At 31.1% G+C, this 26,318-nt stretch carries 26 protein-coding genes and 1 tRNA gene; 21 read left to right on the top strand and 6 right to left on the bottom strand.

Going from position 1 to position 26,318, the window contains the following annotated elements:
- Positions 1–35 precede the first annotated feature (35 nt).
- The 7 genes from LNAT_RS05120 (at position 36) to smpB (ending at position 4,527) form a co-directional block, all read left to right on the top strand.
- Positions 36–884 (top strand): patatin-like phospholipase family protein, encoded by an 849-nt coding sequence (locus LNAT_RS05120; RefSeq protein WP_096259008.1) that lies wholly within the window; start codon positions 36–38, stop codon positions 882–884.
- A 49-nt stretch (positions 885–933) separates the two neighbouring features.
- Positions 934–1,305, top strand: coding sequence for a RidA family protein (locus LNAT_RS05125; RefSeq protein ID WP_096259010.1), 372 nt, complete (start codon positions 934–936; stop codon positions 1,303–1,305).
- Between the two features lie 81 nt (positions 1,306–1,386).
- Positions 1,387–1,695: a 50S ribosomal protein L21 gene (rplU, locus tag LNAT_RS05130; RefSeq protein WP_096259012.1), complete on the top strand. Its 309-nt coding sequence runs from the start codon at positions 1,387–1,389 to the stop codon at positions 1,693–1,695.
- Positions 1,696–1,712: 17 nt separating this feature from the next.
- Positions 1,713–1,970 (top strand): 50S ribosomal protein L27, encoded by a 258-nt coding sequence (gene rpmA / locus LNAT_RS05135; RefSeq protein ID WP_096259014.1) that lies wholly within the window; start codon positions 1,713–1,715, stop codon positions 1,968–1,970.
- Between the two features lie 269 nt (positions 1,971–2,239).
- Positions 2,240–3,301 carry a GTPase ObgE gene (gene obgE, locus LNAT_RS05140; protein WP_096259016.1) on the top strand — a complete coding sequence of 354 codons (1,062 nt, stop codon included), beginning with the start codon at positions 2,240–2,242 and terminating at the stop codon, positions 3,299–3,301.
- Positions 3,285–4,094 carry a glutamate 5-kinase gene (gene proB / locus LNAT_RS05145; RefSeq protein ID WP_096259018.1) on the top strand — a complete coding sequence of 270 codons (810 nt, stop codon included), beginning with the start codon at positions 3,285–3,287 and terminating at the stop codon, positions 4,092–4,094. Before obgE ends, proB begins: the two co-directional genes overlap by 17 nt.
- A complete protein-coding gene (gene smpB / locus LNAT_RS05150; RefSeq protein ID WP_096259020.1) occupies positions 4,072–4,527 on the top strand; it encodes an SsrA-binding protein SmpB in 456 nt (151 codons plus the stop codon). The genes proB and smpB overlap by 23 nt, the downstream gene beginning before the upstream one ends.
- A gap of 36 nt (positions 4,528–4,563) precedes the next feature.
- Here smpB and acs read toward each other — a convergent pair whose 3' ends face one another.
- Together acs and bcp are read right to left on the bottom strand one after the other, a co-directional pair.
- Positions 4,564–6,513 carry an acetate--CoA ligase gene (acs, locus tag LNAT_RS05155; protein WP_096259023.1) on the bottom strand — a complete coding sequence of 650 codons (1,950 nt, stop codon included), beginning with the start codon at positions 6,511–6,513 and terminating at the stop codon, positions 4,564–4,566.
- Positions 6,514–6,624: 111 nt separating this feature from the next.
- Entirely contained in the window at positions 6,625–7,083 is a 459-nt protein-coding gene (gene bcp / locus LNAT_RS05160; protein WP_096259026.1) for a thioredoxin-dependent thiol peroxidase, read from the bottom strand.
- Between the two features lie 54 nt (positions 7,084–7,137).
- Here bcp and LNAT_RS05165 point away from each other — a divergent pair, with 54 nt between their 5' ends.
- Positions 7,138–9,117: a methyl-accepting chemotaxis protein gene (locus LNAT_RS05165; RefSeq protein WP_096259029.1), complete on the top strand. Its 1,980-nt coding sequence runs from the start codon at positions 7,138–7,140 to the stop codon at positions 9,115–9,117.
- Positions 9,118–9,347: 230 nt separating this feature from the next.
- Here LNAT_RS05165 and LNAT_RS05170 read toward each other — a convergent pair whose 3' ends face one another.
- From LNAT_RS05170 to purT, 3 genes are all read right to left on the bottom strand, one after another.
- The gene (locus tag LNAT_RS05170) at positions 9,348–10,514 is read right to left on the bottom strand and encodes an ammonium transporter (protein WP_096259032.1); all 1,167 of its coding nucleotides are present in this window, start codon (positions 10,512–10,514) and stop codon (positions 9,348–9,350) included.
- Between the two features lie 92 nt (positions 10,515–10,606).
- Positions 10,607–10,945, bottom strand: coding sequence for a P-II family nitrogen regulator (locus LNAT_RS05175; protein ID WP_096259035.1), 339 nt, complete (start codon positions 10,943–10,945; stop codon positions 10,607–10,609).
- A gap of 66 nt (positions 10,946–11,011) precedes the next feature.
- On the bottom strand, positions 11,012–12,181 hold the full coding sequence (gene purT, locus LNAT_RS05180) for a formate-dependent phosphoribosylglycinamide formyltransferase (RefSeq protein WP_096259038.1): 1,170 nt from the start codon (positions 12,179–12,181) through the stop codon (positions 11,012–11,014).
- 102 nt (positions 12,182–12,283) lie between these two features.
- Between purT and LNAT_RS05185 the strand changes: the two genes are divergently transcribed.
- The 5 genes from LNAT_RS05185 to LNAT_RS05205 all read left to right on the top strand — a co-directional run bounded on the left by LNAT_RS05185 (position 12,284) and on the right by LNAT_RS05205 (position 18,691).
- Entirely contained in the window at positions 12,284–12,520 is a 237-nt protein-coding gene (locus tag LNAT_RS05185) for a FeoA family protein (RefSeq protein WP_096259041.1), read from the top strand.
- Positions 12,507–14,576: a ferrous iron transport protein B gene (feoB, locus tag LNAT_RS05190; RefSeq protein WP_096259044.1), complete on the top strand. Its 2,070-nt coding sequence runs from the start codon at positions 12,507–12,509 to the stop codon at positions 14,574–14,576. The genes LNAT_RS05185 and feoB overlap by 14 nt, the downstream gene beginning before the upstream one ends.
- Positions 14,577–14,683: 107 nt before the next feature.
- Positions 14,684–17,113, top strand: a complete 2,430-nt coding sequence (locus LNAT_RS05195) for a ribonucleoside-diphosphate reductase subunit alpha (protein WP_096259775.1) — start codon at positions 14,684–14,686, stop codon at positions 17,111–17,113.
- A 131-nt stretch (positions 17,114–17,244) separates the two neighbouring features.
- On the top strand, positions 17,245–18,285 hold the full coding sequence (locus tag LNAT_RS05200) for a ribonucleotide-diphosphate reductase subunit beta (protein WP_096259047.1): 1,041 nt from the start codon (positions 17,245–17,247) through the stop codon (positions 18,283–18,285).
- Entirely contained in the window at positions 18,275–18,691 is a 417-nt protein-coding gene (locus LNAT_RS05205; protein ID WP_096259050.1) for a secondary thiamine-phosphate synthase enzyme YjbQ, read from the top strand. The genes LNAT_RS05200 and LNAT_RS05205 overlap by 11 nt, the downstream gene beginning before the upstream one ends.
- Here the strand turns inward: LNAT_RS05205 and LNAT_RS05210 are convergent.
- Positions 18,688–19,302: an SIMPL domain-containing protein gene (locus LNAT_RS05210; protein ID WP_096259054.1), complete on the bottom strand. Its 615-nt coding sequence runs from the start codon at positions 19,300–19,302 to the stop codon at positions 18,688–18,690. The two genes, LNAT_RS05205 and LNAT_RS05210, sit on opposite strands and share 4 nt — an antisense overlap.
- A 53-nt stretch (positions 19,303–19,355) precedes the next feature.
- On the opposite strand from LNAT_RS05210, the gene LNAT_RS05215 reads away from it, so the two are divergent.
- From LNAT_RS05215 to LNAT_RS05250, 8 genes are all read left to right on the top strand, one after another.
- Positions 19,356–19,925: a flavin reductase family protein gene (locus LNAT_RS05215; protein ID WP_096259058.1), complete on the top strand. Its 570-nt coding sequence runs from the start codon at positions 19,356–19,358 to the stop codon at positions 19,923–19,925.
- Entirely contained in the window at positions 19,913–20,536 is a 624-nt protein-coding gene (locus LNAT_RS05220) for a fumarylacetoacetate hydrolase family protein (RefSeq protein ID WP_096259062.1), read from the top strand. Before LNAT_RS05215 ends, LNAT_RS05220 begins: the two co-directional genes overlap by 13 nt.
- Positions 20,511–21,218 (top strand): 7-carboxy-7-deazaguanine synthase QueE, encoded by a 708-nt coding sequence (locus tag LNAT_RS05225; protein WP_096259066.1) that lies wholly within the window; start codon positions 20,511–20,513, stop codon positions 21,216–21,218. The genes LNAT_RS05220 and LNAT_RS05225 overlap by 26 nt, the downstream gene beginning before the upstream one ends.
- Positions 21,218–21,802 (top strand): 6-pyruvoyl trahydropterin synthase family protein, encoded by a 585-nt coding sequence (locus LNAT_RS05230; protein WP_096259069.1) that lies wholly within the window; start codon positions 21,218–21,220, stop codon positions 21,800–21,802. Before LNAT_RS05225 ends, LNAT_RS05230 begins: the two co-directional genes overlap by 1 nt.
- 30 nt (positions 21,803–21,832) lie before the next feature.
- Positions 21,833–22,207 carry a NifB/NifX family molybdenum-iron cluster-binding protein gene (locus tag LNAT_RS05235; RefSeq protein WP_096259072.1) on the top strand — a complete coding sequence of 125 codons (375 nt, stop codon included), beginning with the start codon at positions 21,833–21,835 and terminating at the stop codon, positions 22,205–22,207.
- The gene (locus LNAT_RS05240) at positions 22,204–22,572 is read left to right on the top strand and encodes a NifB/NifX family molybdenum-iron cluster-binding protein (protein WP_096259075.1); all 369 of its coding nucleotides are present in this window, start codon (positions 22,204–22,206) and stop codon (positions 22,570–22,572) included. The genes LNAT_RS05235 and LNAT_RS05240 overlap by 4 nt, the downstream gene beginning before the upstream one ends.
- 58 nt (positions 22,573–22,630) lie before the next feature.
- Positions 22,631–22,721 (top strand) — tRNA-Ser (locus LNAT_RS05245).
- Between the two features lie 144 nt (positions 22,722–22,865).
- Positions 22,866–26,240 (top strand): EAL domain-containing protein, encoded by a 3,375-nt coding sequence (locus tag LNAT_RS05250; RefSeq protein ID WP_172413505.1) that lies wholly within the window; start codon positions 22,866–22,868, stop codon positions 26,238–26,240.
- The last annotated feature ends 78 nt before the right edge of the window (positions 26,241–26,318 follow it).

Here is a 26,318-nt window from a genome sequence, read left to right on the forward strand (position 1 = left end):
TAATTTTTCATTTTACATTATTTTAAAGGGGTGTTATGAAAATATCTTTGGTTTTAAGCGGCGGGGGTGCCAGGGGTTATACACATATAGGTGTTATCAAGGAATTAAAAAAAGAGGGGTTTAAAATAATTTCAATAGCAGGTACTTCTATGGGTGCTTTAATAGGAGCACTTGAAGCGTGCGGTAAGCTCGAAATATATGAAAACTGGGTTACAAATCTTGATGTAATGGATATGCTGCAATTTTTAAATAATCCTTTTTCTAAAAACGGGTGGCTTAACAGTGATAAAATATTTAATAAAATAAAAGAATTGGTAGGAGATTATAAAATAGAAGATTTACCTATTAAATTTACAGCGGTTGCAACTGATCTAAATAAGAAAAAAGAAGTTTGGTTTCAAAAAGGCCCTTTGTGGGATGCTGTAAAAGCTTCCGCTTCAATTCCTGGTATTTTTTCTCCCGTAAAATTGAATAATATGTTATTGGTTGACGGAGGAGTGCTTAATCTAATGCCGGTGGCACCTGTTATGAGTGACATGAGTGATTTAATTATAGCAGTTAATTTATATGGTAGTGATAAAGATATAAAAATAAAACTTTCTAAAGAAGTTAAAAAAAAGCAGAATTTAATGGAAAATATATGGAGTAAAATTTTTAAAGAAAAACAAGACCCGGTCAATCAGTCAATTGATTTGATGATGGATACTATTTTTAGATACAGAAGAGCGGAATATACTCCTGATATAGAAATAGAAATACCGGAAACTATTGCTAAATGGTATGAATTCCACAGAGCTATAGAACTGATTAAAATAGGAGAGGAATTTGCTAAAGAAGCTATAAAAAATGCTAAAAACAAAGGAATAATAACATTGAAAAATTGATAATGGAAAAAGTAAAATTAATGATATAATTCCAAAAAAAGGAGAGAAAGTGGAAAAAATTCATACATCAAACGCTCCGGAAGCAATAGGACCTTATTCTCAGGCTATTAAAGTCGGAAACATGGTATTTACTTCAGGTCAGATTGCATTAACTCCAAATGGAGAATTTTTAGATAGTGATATTAAAACCCAGACAAAACAGGTTTGTGAGAATTTAAAAGCGGTTCTTGAAGCATCTGGGGCTAAAATAGAAAATGTGGTAAAAACAACCATATTTTTAAGTGACATTAATGATTTTGCTGCAGTAAACGAAGTGTACGGTGAATATTTTTCACATAAGCCGGCAAGAAGCACAGTTGCAGTAAAAGAATTGCCAAAAGCTGCCAAAGTAGAAATAGAATGTGTTGCAATTATAGAATAAATTCTTAAAAAAAACTTAATTTAAGGTTAGTTTAAGAAAAAATGTGTAATATTTCACACTAAAAAACCAAAAAGGATAAATATGTACGCGGTTATTAAACACGGCGGTAAGCAATATAAAGTAAAAGTAGGTGACGTACTTGAACTTGATAGAATTGAAGCAGAGCCTAAAACTGATATTGAGATTAATGAAGTTTTATTAGTAAAAGCTGATGATACAAAAATTGGTACTCCATTAGTTGAGGGTGCTAAAGTTGTTGCAGAAGTTATTAATCATGCAAGAGGAAAAAAAGTAATAATTTTCAAAAAAAGAAGAAGAAAAGATTCTAAGAAAAAAAGAGGTTTTAGAAGAGATTTTACAAGAGTTAAAATTAAAGAAATCGTAGCTTAATAATTTAAGGAGATATAATGGCACACAAGAAAGGTCAAGGGTCTACTCAGAATAACAGAGATTCTGCTGGTAGAAGATTAGGCGTTAAAAAATTTGGTGGAGAATTCGTAAGAGCTGGTAATATTATTATCAGACAAAGAGGAACAAAAGTTCATCCTGGTAATAATGTTGGTATGGGAAAAGACCATACTATTTTTGCTTTAATTGACGGTTATGTAAAATTTGAAATTAAAGACAAAAACAGAAAAAAAGTTTCAGTTTATCCTGCAAAATAAGGCTTTTGCCTTTTTCTTCATTTTAATACTTATTCTGGTTTAAGCTCAAATACTGGCAGATAAATTAAAATAACGCAAAAAAATAACGCAAATTTGGAAAATAATATTAAAATTATATTTAATTCTCCAGTTGTTTATATTTGTAATTTATGACTTTTTCTTAATGTAAAAAAATTATATTTTTACTTAGTTTTTTCAGTCAGTACCTTAAATTTAAATATCTATTTTCTATTAAATAATTGATATAATTTCTATAAAAAAGGATTAATTTGTTTGTTGATAATGTAAAATTAACCGTAAAATCTGGAAAAGGCGGTGCCGGGTGTGTAAGTTTCAGACGTGAAAAATTTATACCAAAAGGCGGACCTGACGGAGGAGACGGCGGAAAAGGCGGAGATGTAATAGTAGTATGTGATAAAAATACACATACTCTCTCGCATTTTAAAGGTAAGCGTGTTTTAAAGGCAAAAAACGGAAGACCAGGTGAAGGCAGAAAAAAACATGGGGCTGACGGAGAGGATTTAATTATTAAAGTACCGCCAGGTACTGTAATAAAAGATGCAAATACAGGCGAAATTTTGCTTGATATGAAAGAAGACGGGGAAAGAAAAGTTTTGCTTGAAGGCGGAAGAGGAGGACTTGGAAACTGGCATTTTAGAGGCCCAAGACAGCAGCTTCCAAGATACGCACAGCCGGGTGAGGAAGGAAAAGAGCTTGAAATTGTAATGGAACTTAAATTAATTGCGGATGTCGGGCTTGTAGGTTTTCCAAATGCCGGAAAATCCACTTTAATTTCAACCCTATCAAACGCAAGACCCGAAATTGCAAACTATGAATTTACAACTATTACCCCAAAACTCGGGGTTGTAAAGGTAGATGAATTTAGAAGTTTTGTAATGGCGGATATTCCCGGTATTATTGAAGGGGCTCACGAAGGAAAAGGGTTAGGGTTAAAGTTTTTAAGACATATAGAAAGAACAAAAGTAATCCTTTATATGATAGATATGGCATCACACAGAGACCCTTATTATCAGTTTGAAACGTTAAAAAAAGAGCTTAAAAACTACTCCGTTAAACTTGCCAATAGAAAATATGCAATAGCCCTTACAAAGGCCGATGCGGTGGAAAAAGAAAAAATAGAAGAATTTTTTAAAAAAATGGGAATCAAACCTACAGAGCCTAAATATAAGGCAAGCCTTGATTATCCGTGTTATTTTGGAAAAGATACATTTATTTTACCTATAAGTGCAGTAAGTAATATAAATATTGAACCGCTTAAATATGCTTTGATGAATTTGGTAGAAAGTGTAAAAGATGAGAATAGTATTTAAAGTCGGAACCGCCACCTTATATGAAAACGGCAGGTTATCCGATAGAATAGATAAAATTGTTGAATTGTTATCCGAACTTAATAAAAATCATGAAATTATTTTAGTCTCTTCCGGGGCAGTGGGAGCCGGATATACCAAATGCCCTTTGGATAAAACAAAACTTGAAAACAAACAGGCCCTAGCGGCAATAGGGCAGCCCCTTTTAATGAGAGAGTATAAAGAGAGGTTTCACAAATATGATATTACAGTGGCTCAGGTTTTAGTCACCGCTGCAGATTTTGATAGCAGAAAAAGAAGTGAAAATGCTAAAAAAATGATAAATGTTTTACTTGAAAATAATGTAATTCCCATTATTAATGAAAATGACTCGGTTTCAGTTGAAGAGATAATTTTTGGGGATAACGACCAGCTTAGTGCCTATGTGACATATTATTTTGATGCCGGTTTGCTTATAATGCTTAGTGACATAGACGCTTTTTATGATGACAATCCTAAAAAAAATAAAAATGCAAAACCTATAAAAAAGGTAACCAAAATTAAAGATGAATGGTTGAATGCCGAATGCGACCCAAATGATAAATTTGCAACAGGCGGAATTGTTACAAAACTCAAAGCCGCTAAATTTTTAATGGATAAGAATATTCCAATGTATTTAACTAACGGAAACGATTTAAACAGTGTAAGGGAATTTTTAAAAGGTAATCATACAAAAGGGACACTTTTTTTTAATGGAGAATTAAAAATGGATAATGGAGAATTAAAGGAAAAAAATGAAAGTGGTTGCAACCAATAGAAAAGCTTATCATGATTATGATATTTTTGATAAATATGAAGCCGGTATTGAGCTAAAAGGCAGTGAAGTTAAAGCCCTCAGAGAAGGAAGAGTAAATTTAAAAGACTCGTTTGTAAAAATAAAAGACGGTGAAGCGTGGTGGGTCCAGGGGCATATAAGTAATCTTGATACCACTTATAAATCATTCAGGCATGATGAAAAGCGTCCTAGAAAACTTCTTCTTCATAAAAGCGAAATAGCAAAACTTGCCGGATATACAAGCGAAAAAGGATATACATTAGTTCCTCTTCGAATTTATTTTAACAACAGAAACAGGGCAAAACTTGAAATAGCGGTTGCCAAAGGTAGAAAACTGCATGATAAAAGAAGGGTAATGAAAGAAAAAGAACTTGCTAAAGAAGCAAGAGCTGCTATGAAAAGATACGGATTTTAAGAAAAAATTTTAATAAATTGAAAAAAAAAGAAGAAATTAAAGTCCGCAACTATTAACTATTGCGATAATTTCTTCTACAACCTGAGGATTTTCGAGAGTTGAAGTATCCTGAGTAATTTCTTCACCTTTTGCAATTGCTCTTAGAATTCTTCTCATAACTTTACCACTTCTTGTTTTTGGAAGTCCCGGTACAAATGCAAAGTTGTCAACTTTGGCGATTGCCCCGATTTCCTTTTTAATTATTTCATTCACTTCTTTTATAAATTCAAGCTCTTGGGCGATATTTTCCGGATTTTTAAGAACAATATATGCAAATACACTTTCACCTTTAATTTCATCCGGTTTTCCAACAACTGCAACTTCCGCAACTTCCGGATGGTATTTGATAGCATCTTCAATTTCGGCAGTTCCGAGTCTGTGACCTGAAACATTAATAACATCATCAACCCTACCTGTAATCCAGATATATCCGTCTTCATCATAAATTGCACCGTCACCTGAGAAATATACAGGTTTTCCGTTCTTTTTGGCTGTAGAGAAATAACTCTTTACAAACCTCTCTGGATCACCCCAAATAGTTCTAATCATACTTGGCCATGGTTTTGTAATGCAAAGAAGACCTTTTTCCTGTGCGGGCATTTTGTTGCCGTTTTCATCAATAACTTCTGCAAAAATTCCTGGAAGTGGAAATGTCGCACTGCCCGGTTTGAATGGAGTTGCTGCTGGGAGCGGGCTTATCATATGTCCGCCTGTTTCTGTTTGCCACCATGTATCTACGATTGAACATCTACCATTTCCTACTACATCATAATACCATTTCCAAGCTGCTGGGTCGATAGGTTCACCAACAGTACCAAGAATTCTAAGTGAACTTAAATCATATTTTTTAGGCTCATCAGCTCCAATTTTATGAAGTAATCTAATTGCAGTCGGAGCAGTATAGAATTGGTTGATTTTATAATTTTCAATCATTTTCCAAGCTCTTCCCGCATCAGGATAAGTAGGAACACCTTCAAACATAACGGTTGTGGCACCCGCTGCAAGTGGTCCGTAAACTATGTAAGTATGTCCTGTTATCCAACCGATATCCGCTGTACACCAGAAAGTATCGTTATCTTTTATATCAAATACCCATTCCATTGTAAGCTGGGCCCATAGAATATATCCTGCCTGTGAGTGTTGAACCCCTTTTGGTTTTCCTGTTGAACCTGATGTGTAAAGTAAGAATAGAGGGTCTTCACTGTCCATTATTTCAGGAGTGCATTCATCAGGTTGGTTTTGAATTAATTCATTGTAGCTTACATCTCTATGTGTCCATTCAATATCTTGGTTGTTTCTCTCAACCACGATTACTTTTTCTACAAAATCAATTTCTTCAAGTGCTTTGTCAACTGTTGGTTTTAGCATATAAGGTGCACCTTTTCTAAAAGCACCATCAGCAGTAATAACCACTTTTGCTTTTGCATCAATTATTCTATCTTTCAAAGCTTCTGCTGAGAAACCACCAAATACAACGCTGTGAATTGCACCAATTCTAGCACAGGCAAGCATTGCAAAAGCAGCTTCCGGAATCATTGGCATATAAATAACAACCCTGTCTCCCTTTTTGACTCCAAGACTTTTTAATAAATTTGCAAATTTATTTACTTCTCTGTAAAGTTCAAGATATGTAATAGTTTTGTTTTCCCCGTTATCCCCTTCCCAGATAATTGCAGCTTTATTTTTTTTGCTTTCAAGATGTCTGTCAATACATTGATATGTTACATTTAATTTTCCGCCGACAAACCATTTGTAAAAAGGAGCATTGCTCTCATCAAGTGTCTGTTTAAAATCTTCAAACCATGTAATTTTTTCCCTTGCAAGCTTTGCCCAGGTTCCCTCATAATCTTTTTCGAATTCTTCCACCATTTCCTTGTATTCGCACATATTTTTGAATACCGGGTTTTTAAATAACTCTTTATGTGGATAATAAACTTCGCCAGTCATAAAAACTCCTTTTTTTTATCTATTTTATTCCAAAAAAATAATAGCGGATTAAAAAGAGAGAAAAAAATAGATAAATCAATAAAAAATTGTGAAAAAAAGTAACAAGAAAAATTAAGAATTTTGATTTTTAATTATTTCTTTTAAATCTTCCAACACTTTAGCTGCATGTCCCTTGGCTTTAACTTTTTTATATTCTTTTACAATTTTTCCCTCAGGATTTATTATAAAAGTGGAACGGATAACCCCTTCATACTCTTTTCCGTACATTTTCTTTTTACCCCATGCTCCGAATTCTTTTAAAACTTTTTTTTCTTCATCACTTAAAAGAGTAATTTTTAATTCATGTTTTTCTATAAAATTACAGTGTCTTTTGGGAGAATCTGGACTAACACCTATAACTACGGCATTTAATTTTTCAAATTCGTCAAGGAGTTCACTAAATTCTTTTGCTTCGGTTGTGCATCCGGGAGTATTGTCTTTTGGATAAAAATAAAGAATTACCCATTTACCTTTTAAGTCTTTTAAACAGATTTCAACTCCATCCTGATTCGGCAGGCAAAAATTTTTCATAAAATTCCTTTTTTTTTATTGTATAATAATATCAAATAATTAAAAAGGAAAAGAATGTTAAATAAATTAAGTTTACGTGCCTCTATGATAATTATTGTCGTATTGGCATCTGTTTTTTTAACCTATTATAATGTAAAAGATTTTATTATTTGGCACAATGAAGTTTCTGTAAAAAAAGAACTTTCATATTTAGTAAATTTAAGTAAAAGTCTGAGTACTTTAATTCATGAAACTCAAAAAGAAAGAGGTGCCAGTGCAGGATATTTAGGAAGTAAAGGAAAAAAATTTAAAAATATCCTTTTAAAACAGAGAAAATTAACCGATGAGAAAATTAAAAAATATTATAATGTGTTAAATTCAATTGATAAATCGATTTTAGACAATGAAATAAAAATATATATAAATAAATTAAATAATTATCTATCAAATATTAATAATATTAGAAAAAAAGTGGATAATTTTGAAATCGGTTTAAAAGATGAAGTAGCATGGTATACCAATATGAATGCCATTATTTTAAATATTATTGGATATACAGCAAAACTTTCTCCAAATTCAAAAATCGCAATGGAGCTTGCCGCTTACACCAGTTTTTTGAAGGCAAAAGAGAGGGCTGGAGTTGAAAGGGCTGTTTTATCAGCTACATTTGGGGCGGATAAATTTTTAGACGGAATGTATACGAAATTTATTACACTGGTTGCCCAGCAACAAGCATTTTTGGATGATTTTTTAACATTTGCAGATAATAAAATTAAAAGAATATATTTTGAGATAATTAAAGATCCGTCATTTGCGGAAGTTCAAAAATTAAGAAATATCGCAGTTTCAAAACATAATGAAGGGCATTTTGGAGTTGATGCGGAATATTGGTTTAAGACTATTACCAAAAAAATTAATAAATTGAAAGAAACAGATGATAAATTAATTGGTATTATTAATAAAAATGTGGAAAATATTTCTCCTTATAAAGAATTGGTAGCATTTATATTGGGAGTATTAGCAAATTTATTTATGATAATTCTTGGAATAAATAGTGTAAGAAATCTTGAAATGAAGATAAATTCATTAAAATCATTAATTTTAATGATTGCAAAAAACAAAGATTTATCTATTGATATAAGAATTTATGAAAACGATGAATTTGGAGTTATCAGGAAAAGCTTAAAAGAATTTGTGGAAAGTTTAAAAGAAGTTTTATCGTCTGCTTATGTTAGTTCTAATCAAAATAAAAATGTTGCCTTAAAATTAAAAAAAGATTTTGAACTCATAGAAAGCAATATAGCTGAAGAAAACAATATTATTATTTCCACTGCTGAAGAATCAAAGAAAATAGAAGAAAATTTAACTATTGAAACCGAAAATTCCAATTATATTAAAGATTTGATTCTTAATGCCAATAATTCATTGCAAATTACAATTAAATCAATTGAAAAAGTAATAAGAGAAATACAAGAAAATGCTCAAAATGAAAATGATTTGGCAATGAAGATGAATGAACTTGTCAGTAATGCAGAAGGTGTAAAGAGTGTTTTATCTGTAATTAAAGAAATTGCGGATCAGACTAATCTTTTGGCATTAAATGCCGCAATTGAAGCGGCAAGGGCAGGAGAGCACGGAAGAGGATTTGCCGTTGTTGCAGATGAGGTTAGAAAACTTGCCGAAAGAACCCAAAAAAGTTTAAGTGAAATTGATGCCACAATAAATATAATTGTCCAAGGTATAAATTCTGCAAATGAAGAAATGAATCAAAATGTTGAAAAAGTTAATCAGATAGCAAATATTGCCGGAGATGTTCAAGGTGATATAAAAAATGTATCAACCCAAATGGAAAATGTTGTGGAAAAAGTGGAGATTAATGTTAAATCAATTTCTGATATTTTAAATAAAATGCAAGAGTTTATTAAACATATGAATACTATTTTAACCCTTTCTGATAAAAATGAAAAATATATTGAAAATAATTCCAAAACAATAGAGAATATTCATAAATTGGCAGATGAATTATTAAAAGAATTATCCCAATTTAAAATATAAACAGAACCGGCTTTTTCTGTTTTATAAGAATATAATTTTAAAATAATTTTTATTTTTTAAGTTTTTCTTTTTAAAGTATTAAACTGTTTAATGATAATAATAGAATTTAAAATGTATTTTTAATCATTTGGACGGTTAAATTTATATAATTAACGGACTTCTTAAATTTTTATGGATTTATTTTAAGTGTATTTTAAGTGAGAAAGAAAAAAAGTATAAAATAATTTATTTTAAAAAGTTCTTTTAAATTCCGGATATGCTTCAATACCGCATTCAGTAACATCAAGACCTTCGATTTCTTCCTCTTCTTCAGCCCTAAACGGAATAAATTTATTAATTATGAAAATGATAATATATGAAATAACAAATGTAAAAATGCCAATTTCAATAATTCCTTTTATTTGGGAAAATAAATCAGCTTTTCCGAATAATCCTACAGCCAGTGTTCCCCAGATACCGTTTACCAAATGAACTGATAATGCACCGACAGGGTCGTCAAGTTTTAATTTGTCAAAAAAAGGTACTGCATAAAATACCAAGATTCCGCCGATTAAACCAACTGTTAAAGATTCCACAGGAGTCAATACATCAGCACCCGCTGTAATTGCCACAAGTCCTCCAAGTGCCCCGTTTAAGACCATTGTAATATCAAATTTTTTATATGTTAAATAACTTAAAATAAATACTATAAGTCCTCCGACAAGTCCTGCATTGTTTGTATTCATAACTACAAATGCTACCGTATCGGCCGCATTTTTGCTTGAAATGCTTCCCACACTTCCTCCGTTAAATCCAAACCATCCAATCCATAAAAGTAATGCCCCAAGAACTACAAGGGGAATATTACTTGCGGGAATTACTTTTATTCCTCTTTTTGTATATTTCCCTTTTCTGCTTCCTATAATTAAAATCGCAGCTAAAAGAGCCCATCCTCCGGTTGAGTGAATAACTGTTGAACCGGCTAAATCATGCATATTTGAAATATCAAAAATTGTGTCTTTAAGTAAATCAGCTCCCCATGTTAGATTTACTACAAGCGGATATATAAACCCTGCCATAAATATTGTAAAAATAGAAAGCGGAATCACTCTTGTCCTTTCGCTCACCCCTCCGCTCATAATGTTTACAGTTTTTCCTACAAATGCCATTTGAAATAAAAAAGCGGCGTATTTACTCATACTGCTGCCATCCCAACCCCCAAATGCCAGTTTATATCCTATAAAGAAAAAAGTAAGACTTGCTACAATATAAATCATTGTATTTATTGTCAAAACTGCCGTTACGTTTTTTGTCCTGACAAGTCCGGCTTCAAGCATTGCAAAACCGGGAACCATTAAAATAATAAGCGTAAATGAAAAAAGGGTAAATAAAGTGTCTAACACCCAAGCCATATCCATATTATCTCCTTAATGCAGAATTGAAAATGGAGAATGTAAAATTAAATATGAGTTTATAAATTATCCATTTTACATTGTCCATTATCCATTAATTAAATCGCCTCTTCGTCTTCTTCACCAGTTCTTATTCTGATTACTTTTTCAACGGGCATTACAAAAATTTTACCATCTCCGATTTTTCCGGTTCTTGCACCTTTAATAATGGCATTTACAACATTTTCAACATCTTCTTCTTTTACGATAAGTTCAATTTTGATTTTTGGCAGAAAATCCACCACATATTCGGCGCCTCTGTAAAGTTCGGTATGTCCCTGCTGTCTTCCGTGTCCCTTTACCTCACTTACAGTAATTCCTGTAATTCCTATTTCAAAAAGCTCATCTTTTACATCATCAAGTTTAAACGGTTTAATTATTGCTTCAATTTTTTTCATAGCGGTCCTTTTTGTGAAAGTATAATATAAGTTTGAATAAGAAAAAGAGGAAAAAGTGATTAAATATTAATCAATCGAAACTTTAGAAATAAGAAGTTTGGCTCTTTCGAGTGCATCTTTTGAAGTTTTGTCACTCACAAGAAGTACTCCCATTCTTCTGCCAGGATGACTTTCCGGTTTTCCAAAAACCACAAATCTTGAAGTTTGGCTGAAAACCTCATGTGCAATATTAAATGAAGGCGTATAAGTCGTTTTGTCGGCCTTAAATGCGGCGCTTGCTCCGGGAGTTAAAAACTCAAATCCGAGAGGTAGATTAAGTACGGCCCTTATATGAAGGGCAAATTCGCTCTGCGTTTGTGTAATTAAAGTGACAAGCCCTGTGTCGTGAGGACGAGGTGAAACTTCACTAAAATATACTTCATCCCCCTTTATAAACATTTCAACGCCAAATATTCCTCTGCCGCCGAGTCCCTCAACAATTGTTTTAGCAATATGCTGGGCTTTTTGTAAGGCAGTTTCGCTCATTTCCATTTCCTGCCAGGAGAAAATATAATCCCCGCCTTTTTGGATATGACCAATCGGTGGACAGAAAACTATTTCGCTGTCGTTTTTGGCAGTGAGCAGAGTTATTTCATAATCAAAATCGATAAATTCCTCCACTATTAATTCATCCGCACTTCCCCTTGCATCACTTTTTGCAAATTCCCAGGCTGTTATTACCTCTTCGGGGGATTTCACTATACTTTGACCATGTCCAGAGCTGCTCATTATAGGTTTTACAACAGCGGGATATCCCAGTTCATCACAGGCGTTTTTTAAATCTTCATAGGTTGATACGAATTTATATTTACTAGTTTTTAATCCAAGGGATTCGGCAGCAAATTTTCTTATGTTTTTCCTGTTCATTGTTTTGTTTACAGCCTCTGCATTTGGAATAATGTGAATTCCCTCATTTTCTGCCTCAAAAAGTGCTTCAATATTTATTGCCTCAATTTCAGGTAAAACAAAATCAGGTTTTTCCCTTCTTATAACATCAAGTACCTGTTCTTTATTTTTCATATTGATTACATAACTCCTATGGGCTACAAGCATAGCCGGGGCATTTGGGTATCTGTCTACTGCTATCACTTCGCATCCAAGTCTGTTTGCTTCAATTGCCACTTCTTTGCCAAGTTCACCACTTCCAAGAAGCATTATTTTAATTGAATTTGATTTTAAAGGGGTTGAGAGTCTCATTTTTATCCTTTTTTGCTTAAATTATACCATTTATTGATATATGTCAATAAATTTTTTTTAACTAAATGATAATATTTATCAAAGTCTTTTAAAGGAGCAGAATTGAAACTCAATGAATTAAAAATGGGGGAGAGCGGGATAATTACAAAAATTCTTGCAAAAGACCCATTAAAAAGCAGGCTTTTATCTATGGGGTTTGCAAGGGGTGAGAGGGTAAAAGTTTTAAAACACACTCTTGCAAAAAATACCTATGAAGTTGAGGTAAATCGTATACCAATAGCCCTGCGCGAGGAAGAAGCGGCCCAAATTGAAGTGAGGAGAGAAAATGAAGGAGATTAAAGTTGCATTAGTGGGCCAGCCAAACGTTGGAAAAAGCCATTTAATCAATTCCATTTCAGGGGCAACGCTGCATGTCGGGAATTTTTCCGGAGTTACGGTTGAGAAAAAAGAAGTTGAATTTAGTAGGGGAGAATATAAAATTAAATTAATTGACCTGCCGGGTACTTATTCTTTTCATACATATACCCCTGAAGAGGAAGTTACAAAAAATTTTTTATTAAATGAAGAATATGATTTGATTTTAAATGTCATTGATTCAAATCAGCTTGAGAAAAATTTGATTTTTTCTTTTCAAATAGCAGATATAGGCAAGCCTGTGGTTATTGCTTTTAACATGTATGATGAATATTCAAGACAGGGCGGAGAGATTGATACGGAAAAGTTTTTTAAACTGACAAACATTAGAGCGGAAAATGTGTCTGCAAAAGAAAAATTCGGGCTTGAGGAATTGTTTGCTAAAGTTATTAAAACTTATGAAGAAAAAAACACTCCAAAAGTTTATTATTCAGAAATTGTGGAAGAGCAGATTGAAAATTTAAAACCTTTTATTAAAGAATGCAAATTTTCAAAAAGATTTGTTGCAATAAGACTTCTTGAAGATGATGAGAATATTTATAAAATAGTTCATGAAAAACCTTGGTTTAGTGATTTAATGCCAAGACTTAAAGACGCAAAAGATATTTTAAGAGGAGAATATTCTGAAGATGATACAAAAACAATCCTTTTTGAAGAAAGACTGGCCCTTGCAAAAGGAATTGTTACTCAAATAGCTAAAAAAGCAAGACGTGAGACCCTTACAGAAAAGATAGATAAAATTTTAATCCATCCGGTTTTAGGACTTCCTATATTTTTATTTATTATGTGGGCCATTTTTCAATTAACATTTGATATCGGTGCTATTCCAATGGACTGGATTGATGCGGGATTTAGCGCTTTTGGAGACTGGATTGGAAATACAATGCCGGATTCTATGATAAAAGATGCATTGGTAGATGGAGTGATTCCGGCAGTTGGAGCTGTTGTTATGTTTTTGCCGAATATCCTGATTTTATTTTTAGGTTTGAATCTCTTAGAACAGACCGGTTATATGGCAAGGGCTGCGTATGTAATGGATGGGGTTCTTAAAAGATTTGGACTTCAGGGAAGAGCATTTATTCCGTTAGTTAGCGGATTTGGATGTTCAGTTCCAGCTTATATGGCGGCAAGAACCCTTAAAAATCCAAAAGACAGACTAATAACAATGCTTGTTATCGGATTTATGAGCTGTGGTGCAAGACTTCCTATTTATGTGCTTTTAGTCAGTGCGTTTTTTGCACCGAGTATGCAGGGTAATGTTATGTTTGCAATATATATCGGCGGAGCACTCACAGGGCTTATAGTTGCTAAAATTTTAAGGGTTGTTTTATTTAAAGGTGAACCCGAACCGTTTGTAATGGAACTTCCAAAGTACAGATTTCCGAAAATTAAAGCAGTTCTTTTTGATTTGTGGGTAAAAACAAAACTATATATAAGAAAAGCGGGGGTATTTATCGGTCTTACAGCATTTGCTTTATGGTTTTTAAGTTCATATCCAAGAGCTGATATTGTAAAAAAATATGAGCCTTTAATTGAAAAAGCCATGCCGGTCCAAAAAGAAGTGATAAAGCAGAAAATGAATCAGGAAATTCTTGAAAATTCTTATATTGCAAAGGTTGGGAAATTAATGGCTCCGATTACCAAACCCCTTGATCTGGGATGGAAGGAAGATGTAAGCCTGCTTGTAGGACTTGCCGCAAAAGAGGCTGTGGTTGGATCTATGGCTACTCTTTATGGTGTAGGTGATGCGGATGAAACTAGTAAGGCGTTAATAGAAGAAATAAGAAATGCAATGCCGTTTACCGCTGCGGTTGCAATGATTATAATTGTTATGTTTTATTCTCCTTGTATTGCGGCGATGAGTACATTTTATGCAGAAGTTCCACAGTGGGCATGGAGAGTATTTTATACAGTCTATCCAAATGTATTTGCCTATATTGCGGCATTAATAGCGGTTGGCTTAATTAAACTTTTCTCTTAATTTTTTCTTTCTTTTTTTATTTATCTCTTTTTAAGTTTTTTTTGTTATTATTCCTTTTAGACTTCATAAACTTTTCTATCAAACAAAGGAGAATAATGTATTCAGGAATTACTGTTATTAAAAGAAACGGCAGAAGAGAATTACTTGATATTTCTAAAATTAGAAAATATACTATGGCTGCATGCCAAGGCCTTGAAGGCGTTGATTATAGCGAACTTGAGCTTGATGCGAAACTTCAATTTAGAGACGGAATTACAACTGAGGAGATACAACAAACTCTTATAAAAACCGCAGTTGATAAAATAGATATAGACAGGCCTAATTGGAACTACGTAGCGGCAAGATTGTTTCTATATGACTTATATCATAAAGTTACAGGGTTTACTGGATATAATCATTTAAGGGAATATTTTGAAAAAGGTGAAGAAGCCGGAAGAATACTTCCCGGACTCAAGGAAAAATATGATTTGGATGAGTTAAATGACTATCTTAAACCCGAGAGGGATCTGCAGTTTACATATCTTGGAATAAAAACACTTTATGACAGATATATTATTAAAGACAGGGACAATAATCCAATAGAGCTTCCTCAGCAGCTTTTTATGGGTGTTGCTATGTTTTTAGCTCAAAATGAAACAAATCCTGAGAGTATTCCTCAAGAAGATAGGGATAAAATAGACTTAAACGACCCTAAATCAATAAGAGGATATTGGGCTAAAAAGTTTTATGATGTAATTTCAAAATTTGAGGTAATGGTTGCTACCCCAACTCTTTCTAATGCAAGAACTACAAGGCATCAGCTAAGCTCTTGTTATGTTGGAAGTATGAATGATAATATCGAGGGAATTTTTGATGATTTTAAAGAAATGGCACTTCTGAGTAAATATGGTGGAGGAATTGGCTGGGATGTAAGTAAAATTAGAGCCCTTGGAAGTTTTATAGACAATCACAAAAATGCAGCCGGAGGTGTAATTCCTTGGCTTAAAATTACAAATGATATTGCAATTGCAGTGGACCAGCTTGGGACCAGAAAAGGAGCGATTGCCGTATATCTTGAACCCTGGCATATGGATATAATGGACTTTTTGGATTTAAAGAAAAATTCAGGGGAAGAAAGACGCAGGGCTCACGATTTATTCCCGGCTTTATGGATTCCCGATTTGTTTATGAAAAGAGTTTTAAATGATGAACTCTGGACTCTTTTTGATCCGTATGAGACAAAAGATTTAACGGATTTATACGGGGAAGAGTTTGAAAAAAAATATATCGAATATGAAAACGACCCAAACATTACAAAAGAAAAAATAAAAGCAAAAGAACTTTGGAAAAAAATACTTCTTGAATATTATGAAACAGGAAATCCTTTTCTTTGCTTTAAAGACAATGCAAACAGACGCAATCAAAATTCTCATACGGGAATTATAAGAAGTAGTAATCTTTGTACTGAAATTTTCCAAAATACCGAGCCAAACCATTATAAAGTAAAAGTTACATTTGAAGATGACAGTTTTATATTTTTTGAAGAAGAGGAAGAAGTAAAAGTTGAAAGCGGGGGAGTAGAAGTAATTAAAAAAGCTAAAAAAATAACATCTCTTGATTCAATAGACGGTAAAAGGGTTTATATTGTAGAAAAAGTGGCAGTTGGCGGGAAAACAGCTGTTTGTAACCTTGCAAGTGTTAATTTAAGTAAAGTAAACACTCCGGAAAAAATAGCTGAAGTTATCCCTATTGCCATTAGAATGCTTGATAATGTAATTGATTTAAATTATTATCCTGTCAGAAAAACAAAAGATACAAACCTTAAAAACAGAGCAATAGGGCTTGGGGCTATGGGTGAAGCCCAAATGCTGGCGGAAAAACAGATTTTCTGGGGAAGCGACAAGCATTTAAAACTTATAGATGAAATATTTGAAGGAATAAGCTATCATGCAATTAATGCAAGCTGTGACTTGGCAAGGGAAAAAGGAACTTATCCTGAGTTTGAGGGCAGCAGATGGTCAAAAGGAATACTTCCAATTGATACGGCTAATGAAGAAGCAAAGAGACTGGTTGAGAGAGATTTGTTCTCAGCTATGCAGTATGATTGGGAAGGACTAAGGGAAAAAGTAAAAAAAGGAATTAGAAACGGATATTTAATGGCAATTGCACCGACAAGTTCAATTTCTATTCTTACAGGTACCACTCAGACAATAGAGCCGGTTTATAAAAGAAAATGGTATGAGGAAAATCTAAGCGGGCTTATTCCTGTGGTTGTACCTAATTTAAGTGCCGATACATATATGTTTTATACACCGGCTTATGAGCTTGACCAAAGAGTTTTGGTAAAAGCCGCAGCAATCAGACAAAAATGGATAGACCAGGGTCAAAGTCTGAATATTTTCATTACAACAGATAAAGCAAGCGGAAAATATCTGCATGAAATATATACTCTTGGATGGAAACTTGGAATTAAAAGTTTTTATTATTTAAGAAGCCAGTCTCCTGAAATCAAAGAAGATGTAATGGATAGAAGTATTGAATGTTTTGGATGCCAGTAATAATTAAAAATTGAAAATGGATAATGAAAAATGAAAAACAAAAAAATTATTTTTTATCTTGGTAAAATATATTTAAAAATATTAGGATTTTTTATTTTTGAAATAAAAGACCTTGAAATAAGGAGAAAAAAATGAAAATAAAAAAACTTTACAATTACAACTGTCCGTTGCACAGAGGGTCAACTACTTCTATAATCAACGGCTGTACCGAAGGTATGATTAACCTTAATAAACTATCTTATCCTTGGGCATATAATTTGTGGGAAATGATGCTTGCCAATACATGGTTTCCAAGGGAAGTTGATTTGACCGAAGATGCAAGACAATACAGAAATTTATTACCCGCTGAAAAGAGAATGTATGATAAAGCTTTAGCACAGCTTATTTTTATGGATTCGATTCAGACAAACAATACACCAGATCACGTAAATCCATGGATTACAGCTCCGGAAGTTAATATGTGTATTGTTCGTCAAGCTTTTGAAGAAGCTCTTCATTCTCAAAGTTATGCGGTAATGGTTGACAGTATTTCGCTTAATACTGATGAAATTTATGAAATGTGGAGAACGGACGAGAATTTGAGAAAGAAAAATGAATTTATAGGTGATGTTTATGAAAATTGGGGTAAAAAAGCGCTCGAAGGGGATGATGAGGCTAAAGTTTATATGATAGTAGCAAATCAGTGTTTAGAAGGAATTTATTTTTATAACGGATTTGCCGCTTTTTATGTATTGGCAAGAGCCGGAAAAATGATTGGTTCAGCTCAGATGATTAGATTTATTCAAAGGGATGAGGTAACACATACCACTCTTTTTGCAAATATTTTTAAAGAAATAAAAAAAGAATTTCCAGAACTTTTTACCCCTGAGGTTATAAGAAATATTAAAGATATGCTTTTTGCCGCTTATGAACTTGAGAGAGATTGGGGATGGTATATTACACAAGATCAAATTCTTGGAATGAGCAGGGAACTTATTGACAGATTTACAAAATATCTGGCAAATAAAAGAGCAAACGCTATGGGTGTTGAACTGTTATTTCCAGAAATCGGACTTAAAAATCCAATTACTTGGTTTGACAGTTTTAGCAGTTTTAATGAGCAAAAAACAAACTTTTTTGAAGGAAATGTTGTAAATTATTCTAAAGGAAGCTTGAGTTTTGATGATTTTTAGACAAAAAGAAGTTGAAATTAAAGCTCCTAAAAGGGGCTTTTTTATTGTGACTGATAAAATAGTCAGTGCAATTGAATTTGGCGATATTAAAATTGGAATGATGAATATTTTTTTAAAACACACTTCGGCATCTCTTACAATTAATGAGAATGTTTCCCCTGATGTGAGAGTGGATATGGAGGAAATTTCAGACTCTTTGGTTCCGGACGGATATGATTACAATCATTCTTTAGAAGGTCCTGATGATATGCCTGCGCATTTCAAAAGTTCAATGTTTGGAGTGAGTTTAAACATTCCTATTACAAATGGAAGATTAAATCTTGGTACATGGCAGGGGATTTATTTAAACGAACACAGAAATCATCCAGGTTTACGAAAAATAGTGATTACAGTGTGGGGAGTTTAAAAACAGATTATTCTGTAAAATATGGTTAAACTTTCTTTTTTATTTTCTTTGGGTGAAGGCAGGGAATTTAGAGTTTTAAATAAAGGTCTTGGTTTTATAATATTTTGATTGATTGAAATGTTTGTGGTAAAGCATTTTAAATTCAATTTTTTTGAAATATTTTTGGCATCATTTATTGCAAAAGAATATGCTTTGGCTTTTAAATTGTTTATTAATTTAATTTTTTCTTTTTTGTCTAAATCTAAATAAATGGATGATAATGTTTTTTCTCCTGTCAAATTTGTAAAAATATTTGAAAAATTTTTAATTTTATCGGTTTTAAATTGACAGTTTAAATCCATATTGGCTATATATCCGATAAATTGTTTTTTATTTTTGTTATAAATATATTCCGGAAAAATTGTATAATCAATTTTTTGACAAAGATTTGCTTTTTTGATGTTAAAATTTATTTTTTGAATTAATTTTTCTAAATTACTATTTTTAATTTTTATGTTTAGTTTTGTTTTGTAAATATTTGGGGTGTATTTTATTTCAAATGTTTTTTGATTGGTTATTTCATAGGAAAATAAAAAATTTAATACAAATATCAAATAAAATATTTTTTTCATAACCTGCCTTTAAGATATAATACTATTTATATTATATATCAAAAAGGATATAAATGCAAATTATAAATTTTAATGAAATAGAAAGTACTCAAAGATATAAATTGATGTCTGGTAATATTGTTCCTCGTCCCGTTGCCTGGATAGTTACTGAAAATAACAGATTTATAAATTTAGCTCCTTTTAGTTATTTTACCGGGATATCAAGCGTGCCTCCACTTTTGATGGTAAGTATAGGCAGGAATAAAAAGGGTCTTAACGAACCCAAAGATACTTTTAAAAACATCAAAGAAACCAAAAAAGCGACTGTCTGTTTAGTGCCTGTTGAACTTGCTGAAAAAATGGACAGAACCGGTGAAGTTTTACCTTATGGTGAAAGTGAAGCTGAGAGATTTGAAATTGAACTTGAGAGGATTGATGAAAATTTTCCTCCAATAGTTAAAGGATGCAAAAGGGCTTTTTTAACTACTTTATACGGAACTTTTGAAAAAGATGAAATGGCTACAATCCCGTTTTTTTTGAAAATTGAAAAAATGTATATTGGAGGTGATTTTGAACCTGTTGCACGGGTCGGCAAAGGGTATGCAAGGCTTTGTGAAATGGAGAATGAAAAATGGAAAATGTAAAATTTAGAACGCTTAAATTTGAAAATAGAAAAATAATTCCCTGTAAAATTGTATGTGTAGGCAGAAATTACGTAGCACATATTGAAGAGCTGAATAATGAATTACCGAGTGAACCGGTTTATTTTATAAAATCTAACAGTGCAATCGGGGATGAATTAAAAATTGTTGATTATTCTCCTACCCATTATGAGGGTGAAATTTGTTTTTTGATTGAAAATAAGCAAATTGTAGGGGTCGGATTTGGGTTTGATTTGACACTGAGGGAGATTCAAAGCAGATTAAAGCAAAAAGGGCTTCCCTGGGAGAGGGCAAAAGCGTTTAAAAATTCAGTAGTTTTCAGTGAATTTATATCAATTGATGATATAGATGATTTAGGTATTGAAGTATATAAAAACGGGGAGCTTGTTCAAAAAGGTGATGTTTCTTTGATGATTTATAAACCTGAATTTTTAGTTAAAGATATTGATAAAATTTTCGGGCTTGATGACGGGGATATTATAATGAGCGGAACTCCCAAAGGTGTTGGAGTTATAAACAAAGGCGATAAATTTATAGGCAAAATTTTAAAAAATAAAGAGGTTTTAATTGAAAAAGAATTTGTATGTAGTTGAAATATTCCGTTCAATTCAGGGCGAAGGCAAATATGCTGGAAGGATAAGTGTTTTTTTAAGACTTGGAGGATGTAATCTCAGGTGTCCCGGATTCGGTGAAAAAGGGTGTGACAGTTATTATGCAGTTGACAAAAAGTACAAGAATGAATGGGAAAAATTGAATATTGATGAAATTATAAAAAGAATTGAATCTTTAAAACAGAAAAACGAAGATTTGGTAATTACAGGTGGAGAGCCGACTCTTTATTACAGAGAAATTTATCCTTTAATTGAGAGTTATTCCGGGCAAATAACCATTGAAACAAATGCTACTATTGATATAAATTTTAAAAAATATCCAAAATATAAAGATGTAATATTTGCTATGAGTGTGAAACTCTCAAACAGTGGTGAAGAATATAAAAAAAGGGTTAAAAAAGAGGTTATTAAAAATATTGCAAAAAATGCAGAAAAAAGCTTTTTTAAATTTGTTATTAATAAAGAAAATTTAAATTTGCAATTAAAAGAGATTTTGGATATAACTACTGGAATTGATTTGGATATCTATTGTATGCCAATGGGTGAAAGTCCTGAAAAATTAGAGGAAAATGCAAAAAGTGTGTTTAATTTTTGTTTAGAAAACAGTTTTTGTTATTCTGATAGAATTCATATCAGGATTTTTGGAAAGAAAAAAGGGATTTAATGATAATAAGAAAACTTTTTAAGTTCGAAAACGCCCATATTGTAAGAAATTGTACGAGCAGGAGATGCAGCCGCTCAATTCACGGGCACAGTTATAAAATTGAAATATTGCTTGAATCAAATTTTTTGGATAACGGGCAGATGGTATATGATTTTGGACTTATGAAAACTACTATTAAAGAACTGATAGACAGTTTTGACCACGCCATTACTTTGTGGAGTGAGGATAATTCTGAATATTTGGAATTTGCAAAAAAATTCAGTGAAAGATGGGTGATGTTGCCGGTAAATCCAAGTGCAGAGCAATTTAGCAGGGTGTTTTTTTTAATGGTTGAGAGAGTTTTAAATTTAACTGTTTTTCAAAACAATGAAAAAAATATAAAAGTAAATTCTGTAATAGTCCATGAGACAGACACCGGATATGCTCAATGTTTTAGGGAAGATGCATATAATTTTGAGAATATGGGTAAAATTGAATTAAAAAATATAATTTTTAGCGAGCAAATCAAAAGAGAATGGAGTGATTATAATATGTGGGATAAAATATTAAATGGTGAAAGGTTTATAAATCCAAAATCTTTATAATAGAAACTAAAAAAATAAAAAGGAGAAAAAATGAAAGTAGCAGTGCCAGTGGAAGGCGAAAATTTAAAAATAGCACAAAGAACAGGCAGAGCGCCTTATTTTGCAATATTTGAGTATGACGGAAATGATTTTAAATTGCTTTCTTTAAATGAAAATACCCATGCAGGTGAACATGATCACGAAGAAGGACATCAGGAAGAACACAGTAAAAATGAGGTTGCCCATCATCATAAACATGTAAAGGCTTCAAAACTCGAAGGTTGTGATTATATAATTGTAAGAGGACTTGGACCTAATATGAAAGATGCGCTTGAAATGGAAGGTATAAAAATTATTAAAGTTAGAAAAGATGCAGGGGAAAATGCATTAGAAATTTTAGAAAATATAAAAGGGGAGTTAAAATGAGAGTGGTAATTCCTACAAATACGCCTGACGGACTTATGGCAAAAAGAGGAGCGCATTTTGGAAAAGCACCTTTTTATGTAATTGTTGATATTGAAAATGGTGAAATTAAAGATGTAAGTTTTACTGAAAATCCGGGACACAGCGGAGGGGCTTGTGGAAGTGCAGTAATGAATATTAAAAATTTAGGAGCTGATGCTTTAATTGTCTCAGGAATTGGACCAAATCCTCTTATGGGATTTAAACAAGAGGGGATTAAGGTATATTTTGATGATTCTGCTACTGTTGAAGAATCAGTTAAAAAATTAATTGATGGAAAACTGCAAGAACTTGATGTAAATCACGCGTGTTCACATCATAAATATTAATTTTTTCTTTTTTCCCTTGCAAATTGAAAATTTTTTGGTATAATTTTATTCCACAAATGGAGAGGTGGGTGAGTGGCTGAAACCGGCGCCCTGCTAAGGCGTTGTACCCGTTTAGGGTACCGCGGGTTCGAATCCCGCCCTCTCCGCCATTTAGTCAACAAAAAACTCTCTGACACTTTCTGTAGTCTTTTTTATATAAAGCTAATTTTTAAAATATTTAGTTGTTTCTCTTAATTATGTTTTCTGTTTATGTTATAATTTTTTGTGAGTCATATTATGTCAAAGGGTGTGGGGTGAATATATATCAAAAATTCTTCAAATATTATATTTTTTTTGTATTTATAGTAATTGTATTGTTGATTGGAAATTTTTATCTGTTTCATTTTAATTTATTAAATAATTTTTTAAACGAATATTCCAATAAACAAAAGTCTCAAATTGATTTTATTATAAAAAAGGAAAAACAGCATTTAAAAGAAATAGCATATGACTGGGCTAAATGGAACGATTCATACAATTTTGTAAAAACAAAAAATAAAAAATTTATATTTTCTAATTTTGGTGGGGGAAATACACTATTAAATCTCGGAATTCAAGGCATGGTGTTTTTGGATGACAATTGTAATTTGATTTACGGTAGATATTTAGAGAACAATAAAGAAAAAATTATAAAAAAACTCCCTCCTTTTGATTATGATAAAAACGGATTTCATATTTTTTTATTAAACAATAAAATTTATTTGGTATATGTTACCGATGTCACAACTACCAAAATGGATAAAAAATATGGAAAATTGGTTGTTTATAAAATTTTAAATAATAAACTTTTTGAACAAAGCGGATTAAAATTAATTAAGTTTATTCATAATAAAAAATATAAAAGCTATTATAAGATAAAAGGTGACAAGCTTATTCTTTATTATCCTTTAAAAAACATTACTTTGGTATTTGAGAAAGATATTAAGAGTAAATTGTTGTTTTTTGAAAAATATAATTTGATAATTTTAGTATATGATATTTTTATATTGATTTTATTGTTTTTATTGGGTGTATATTTTATTAGAAAACTTACTAAGGATATTGATTTTATTTTTGAAACTTTAACGGTTGGAGTAAAGAAAACAGAATATATAAAAAAATTAATTAATTATAACTATTATTTGAGTGAATTTGAAAAATTGGCACAGGTGTTTCAAATCATATATGAAAAATTATTCAATTATGAAAAAATTTATAATATTTTAGAAGAAGTCCCGTTTGCTGTAATGATTTATAAAGATAATATATTATATGCAAATAAATTTGTTTTCAAATGGTTAAATACAACACAAGATGAAATTAAGAAACTAAATCCATTGGATTTTTTGGATGAACCTTTAAAAGAAAAAGTTTTGGAAGTTAATAAAAAAAGAGAAAATGGCGAAAATATTATCTTAAAATATAAAACATTCATAAATTATCGTGATAAAGAAATTTATGTTTTTATCGTTTCATTTCCTGTGATTTATAATAATATTAAAGCCAATATGGTATTTATTATTGATTTAACCAAAGAATATGAAATAGAGGAATTATTGAAAAAAATATTGGATAATTCTCCTTTTGTCATATTTGAAATTAAGAATTGTAAAAATAAAATTGTAAATATTTCAAAAAATATTGAGAAATATATAGGGGTTAAAACCAATGAAATAAATGATGATTGGTGGGGAAAACATTTACATCCTAAAGATAAAGAAAAATTTTTAAAAGATCAGATATTATTAAAAGAAAAAGGAAAAGTAGAGCATATTTACAGACTTAGAAAAAAAGATAATTCATATATATGGGTTTGGGAACATGTTTTTTATCAAAAACAGAGGTGTGAAAATGTTTTCGGTTTTTGGATAAATTATACGAAAGAAGAAATTTTAAAAAGACTAAATATAACATTGGGAAATATAAATAAATTTTTAATATCAGTTAAAAGTGAAAAAGAAATAATTGAATATGTTTGTGAAGAATTAATTAAAAGTGAAGTATTTAAATTTGCATGGATAGGTAAAATAAAAGAAAATATGGTTATTCCGGTTAGGCATTTTGGTGAAGGGAAAGAATATTTAGATGATTTAATTATTAAAATCAATAATGGTGTTTTATCGAAAGGACCTACAGGCCAAGCATTGGATAACAATAATATTATCGGAATAAATCCCAATACTTTTACTAATGAAAAAATTATTCCATGGAGAGAAAATCAGTTAAAAAATGGATTTTATTCTTCCATTGCCATTAAATTGATTGATGATTTGACAATTAATTTATATTCGGAATATACTGATTTTTATACAAAAGAGGTGATAGATCTTATTTTATCCATCAGATCATCCGTTATTATGGCTTTTGAAAAAAACAACTATATAAAAACTTTGAAACATTTAACTTTTTTTGATGATATTACAGGTCTTGGAAATTTAAATAAATTTAAAAAAGATTTAAATGAATATAACAAACGGTTTATTTTATGTTTAATAAATATAAAAGATTTTACTTCAATAAATGCTAATTTTGGATTTGAATATGGGAATTTGGTATTAAAAAAAGTAGGTGAAAAATTAAAAAAACATATTAAAAAAGATGATGAAATTTATAGAATATACAATGACAGGTTTTTACTGTTTTTAAAAACAGATAAATGGAATTTAGAAGTAATAAAAAGTGTAACAGACAGAATTCATCATGTATTTTCAAATGAGGGGATATCGATTGATGATAACAGGATTTATTTAGAAATGAATGGAAGTATAATCAGTTCACAAGACATAGAAAAAGAAAAAGTTTTTGAAGGGCTTATATATGCGTATGTTTTTGCAAAAAATTCAGTTAATAAATTTGTAATATATGAACCTTGGATGCATAAAGAAGTAAAAGAAAGAATATATTTGAAAGAACTGTTATTTAAAGCTATAAGGGAAAAATTATTTGAAGTTTATTTTCAACCGATAGTTGATATCAACACTTATAAAGTTGTTCAGTTTGAAGCTCTTTTAAGATTAAAAGACAAGGACAGATTTATAAATATGGAAAAATTTATAAATATTGCCAATGAACTTCAGTTGGTACCTGAAATTACAAAAATAGTAGTTGAAAAAGTAATCGAATATATTAAAATTTTTAAAAATGTAAAAGAAAATATTGGAATTTCTATAAATATCTCAAAATTTGATATGAATAAAAATTTTTTAGAATTTTTTAAAAAAAGTATTCTTAATAACAAGTTAGAATTTAAACATTTTTCTATGGAGATTACTGAAAGGGAATCAGTTGAAGATACAGAATTAACTAAAAATTTTGTAAAAGAATTAAAAGAAGTCGGAGTTAAACTAGAGATTGATGATTTTGGTATTGCTTATTCAAATTTTAAAGAAACAGTGGATATTGACTTTGATATTCTAAAAATCGATAAAAGTTTTGTAGATAAAATTTTTAAAGAAAGAATCCAAATTGCTGTCAGATCAATTATATTTTTGGCCAAATCTTTTAATGCTAAAACAATTGCAGAGGGTGTAGAAACAAAAGAACAATTGGAAAAATTAAAAGAATTAGGAGTTGATTATATTCAAGGATATTATTTTGCAAAACCAATGCCTTTTAGCGAAGCAATTGAATATTTAAAAACAAATGCGTAATTTGTCCTATTTTTAAGGAAAACAAAGATTAAAAAAATTTTTTACTGTCATTTTCTTGTCATTTTAATAATATATAAT

It is taken from the genome of Lebetimonas natsushimae (genome assembly GCF_002335445.1).
Taxonomy (GTDB): Bacteria; Campylobacterota; Campylobacteria; order Campylobacterales; family Nautiliaceae; genus Lebetimonas; species Lebetimonas natsushimae.

Coding starts and splice junctions, on each gene's coding strand:
- LNAT_RS05120 (WP_096259008.1), top strand. CDS start 36: ATGAAAATATCTTTGGTTTTAAGCGGCGGGGGTGCCAGGGGTTATACA.
- rplU (WP_096259012.1), top strand. CDS start 1,387: ATGTACGCGGTTATTAAACACGGCGGTAAGCAATATAAAGTAAAAGTA.
- rpmA (WP_096259014.1), top strand. CDS start 1,713: ATGGCACACAAGAAAGGTCAAGGGTCTACTCAGAATAACAGAGATTCT.
- proB (WP_096259018.1), top strand. CDS start 3,285: ATGAGAATAGTATTTAAAGTCGGAACCGCCACCTTATATGAAAACGGC.
- smpB (WP_096259020.1), top strand. CDS start 4,072: ATGAAAGTGGTTGCAACCAATAGAAAAGCTTATCATGATTATGATATT.
- acs (WP_096259023.1), bottom strand. CDS start 6,513: ATGACTGGCGAAGTTTATTATCCACATAAAGAGTTATTTAAAAACCCG.
- bcp (WP_096259026.1), bottom strand. CDS start 7,083: ATGAAAAATTTTTGCCTGCCGAATCAGGATGGAGTTGAAATCTGTTTA.
- LNAT_RS05165 (WP_096259029.1), top strand. CDS start 7,138: ATGTTAAATAAATTAAGTTTACGTGCCTCTATGATAATTATTGTCGTA.
- LNAT_RS05170 (WP_096259032.1), bottom strand. CDS start 10,514: ATGGATATGGCTTGGGTGTTAGACACTTTATTTACCCTTTTTTCATTT.
- LNAT_RS05175 (WP_096259035.1), bottom strand. CDS start 10,945: ATGAAAAAAATTGAAGCAATAATTAAACCGTTTAAACTTGATGATGTA.
- purT (WP_096259038.1), bottom strand. CDS start 12,181: ATGAGACTCTCAACCCCTTTAAAATCAAATTCAATTAAAATAATGCTT.
- feoB (WP_096259044.1), top strand. CDS start 12,507: ATGAAGGAGATTAAAGTTGCATTAGTGGGCCAGCCAAACGTTGGAAAA.
- LNAT_RS05200 (WP_096259047.1), top strand. CDS start 17,245: ATGAAAATAAAAAAACTTTACAATTACAACTGTCCGTTGCACAGAGGG.
- LNAT_RS05205 (WP_096259050.1), top strand. CDS start 18,275: ATGATTTTTAGACAAAAAGAAGTTGAAATTAAAGCTCCTAAAAGGGGC.
- LNAT_RS05210 (WP_096259054.1), bottom strand. CDS start 19,302: ATGAAAAAAATATTTTATTTGATATTTGTATTAAATTTTTTATTTTCC.
- LNAT_RS05215 (WP_096259058.1), top strand. CDS start 19,356: ATGCAAATTATAAATTTTAATGAAATAGAAAGTACTCAAAGATATAAA.
- LNAT_RS05220 (WP_096259062.1), top strand. CDS start 19,913: ATGGAAAATGTAAAATTTAGAACGCTTAAATTTGAAAATAGAAAAATA.
- LNAT_RS05230 (WP_096259069.1), top strand. CDS start 21,218: ATGATAATAAGAAAACTTTTTAAGTTCGAAAACGCCCATATTGTAAGA.
- LNAT_RS05235 (WP_096259072.1), top strand. CDS start 21,833: ATGAAAGTAGCAGTGCCAGTGGAAGGCGAAAATTTAAAAATAGCACAA.
- LNAT_RS05240 (WP_096259075.1), top strand. CDS start 22,204: ATGAGAGTGGTAATTCCTACAAATACGCCTGACGGACTTATGGCAAAA.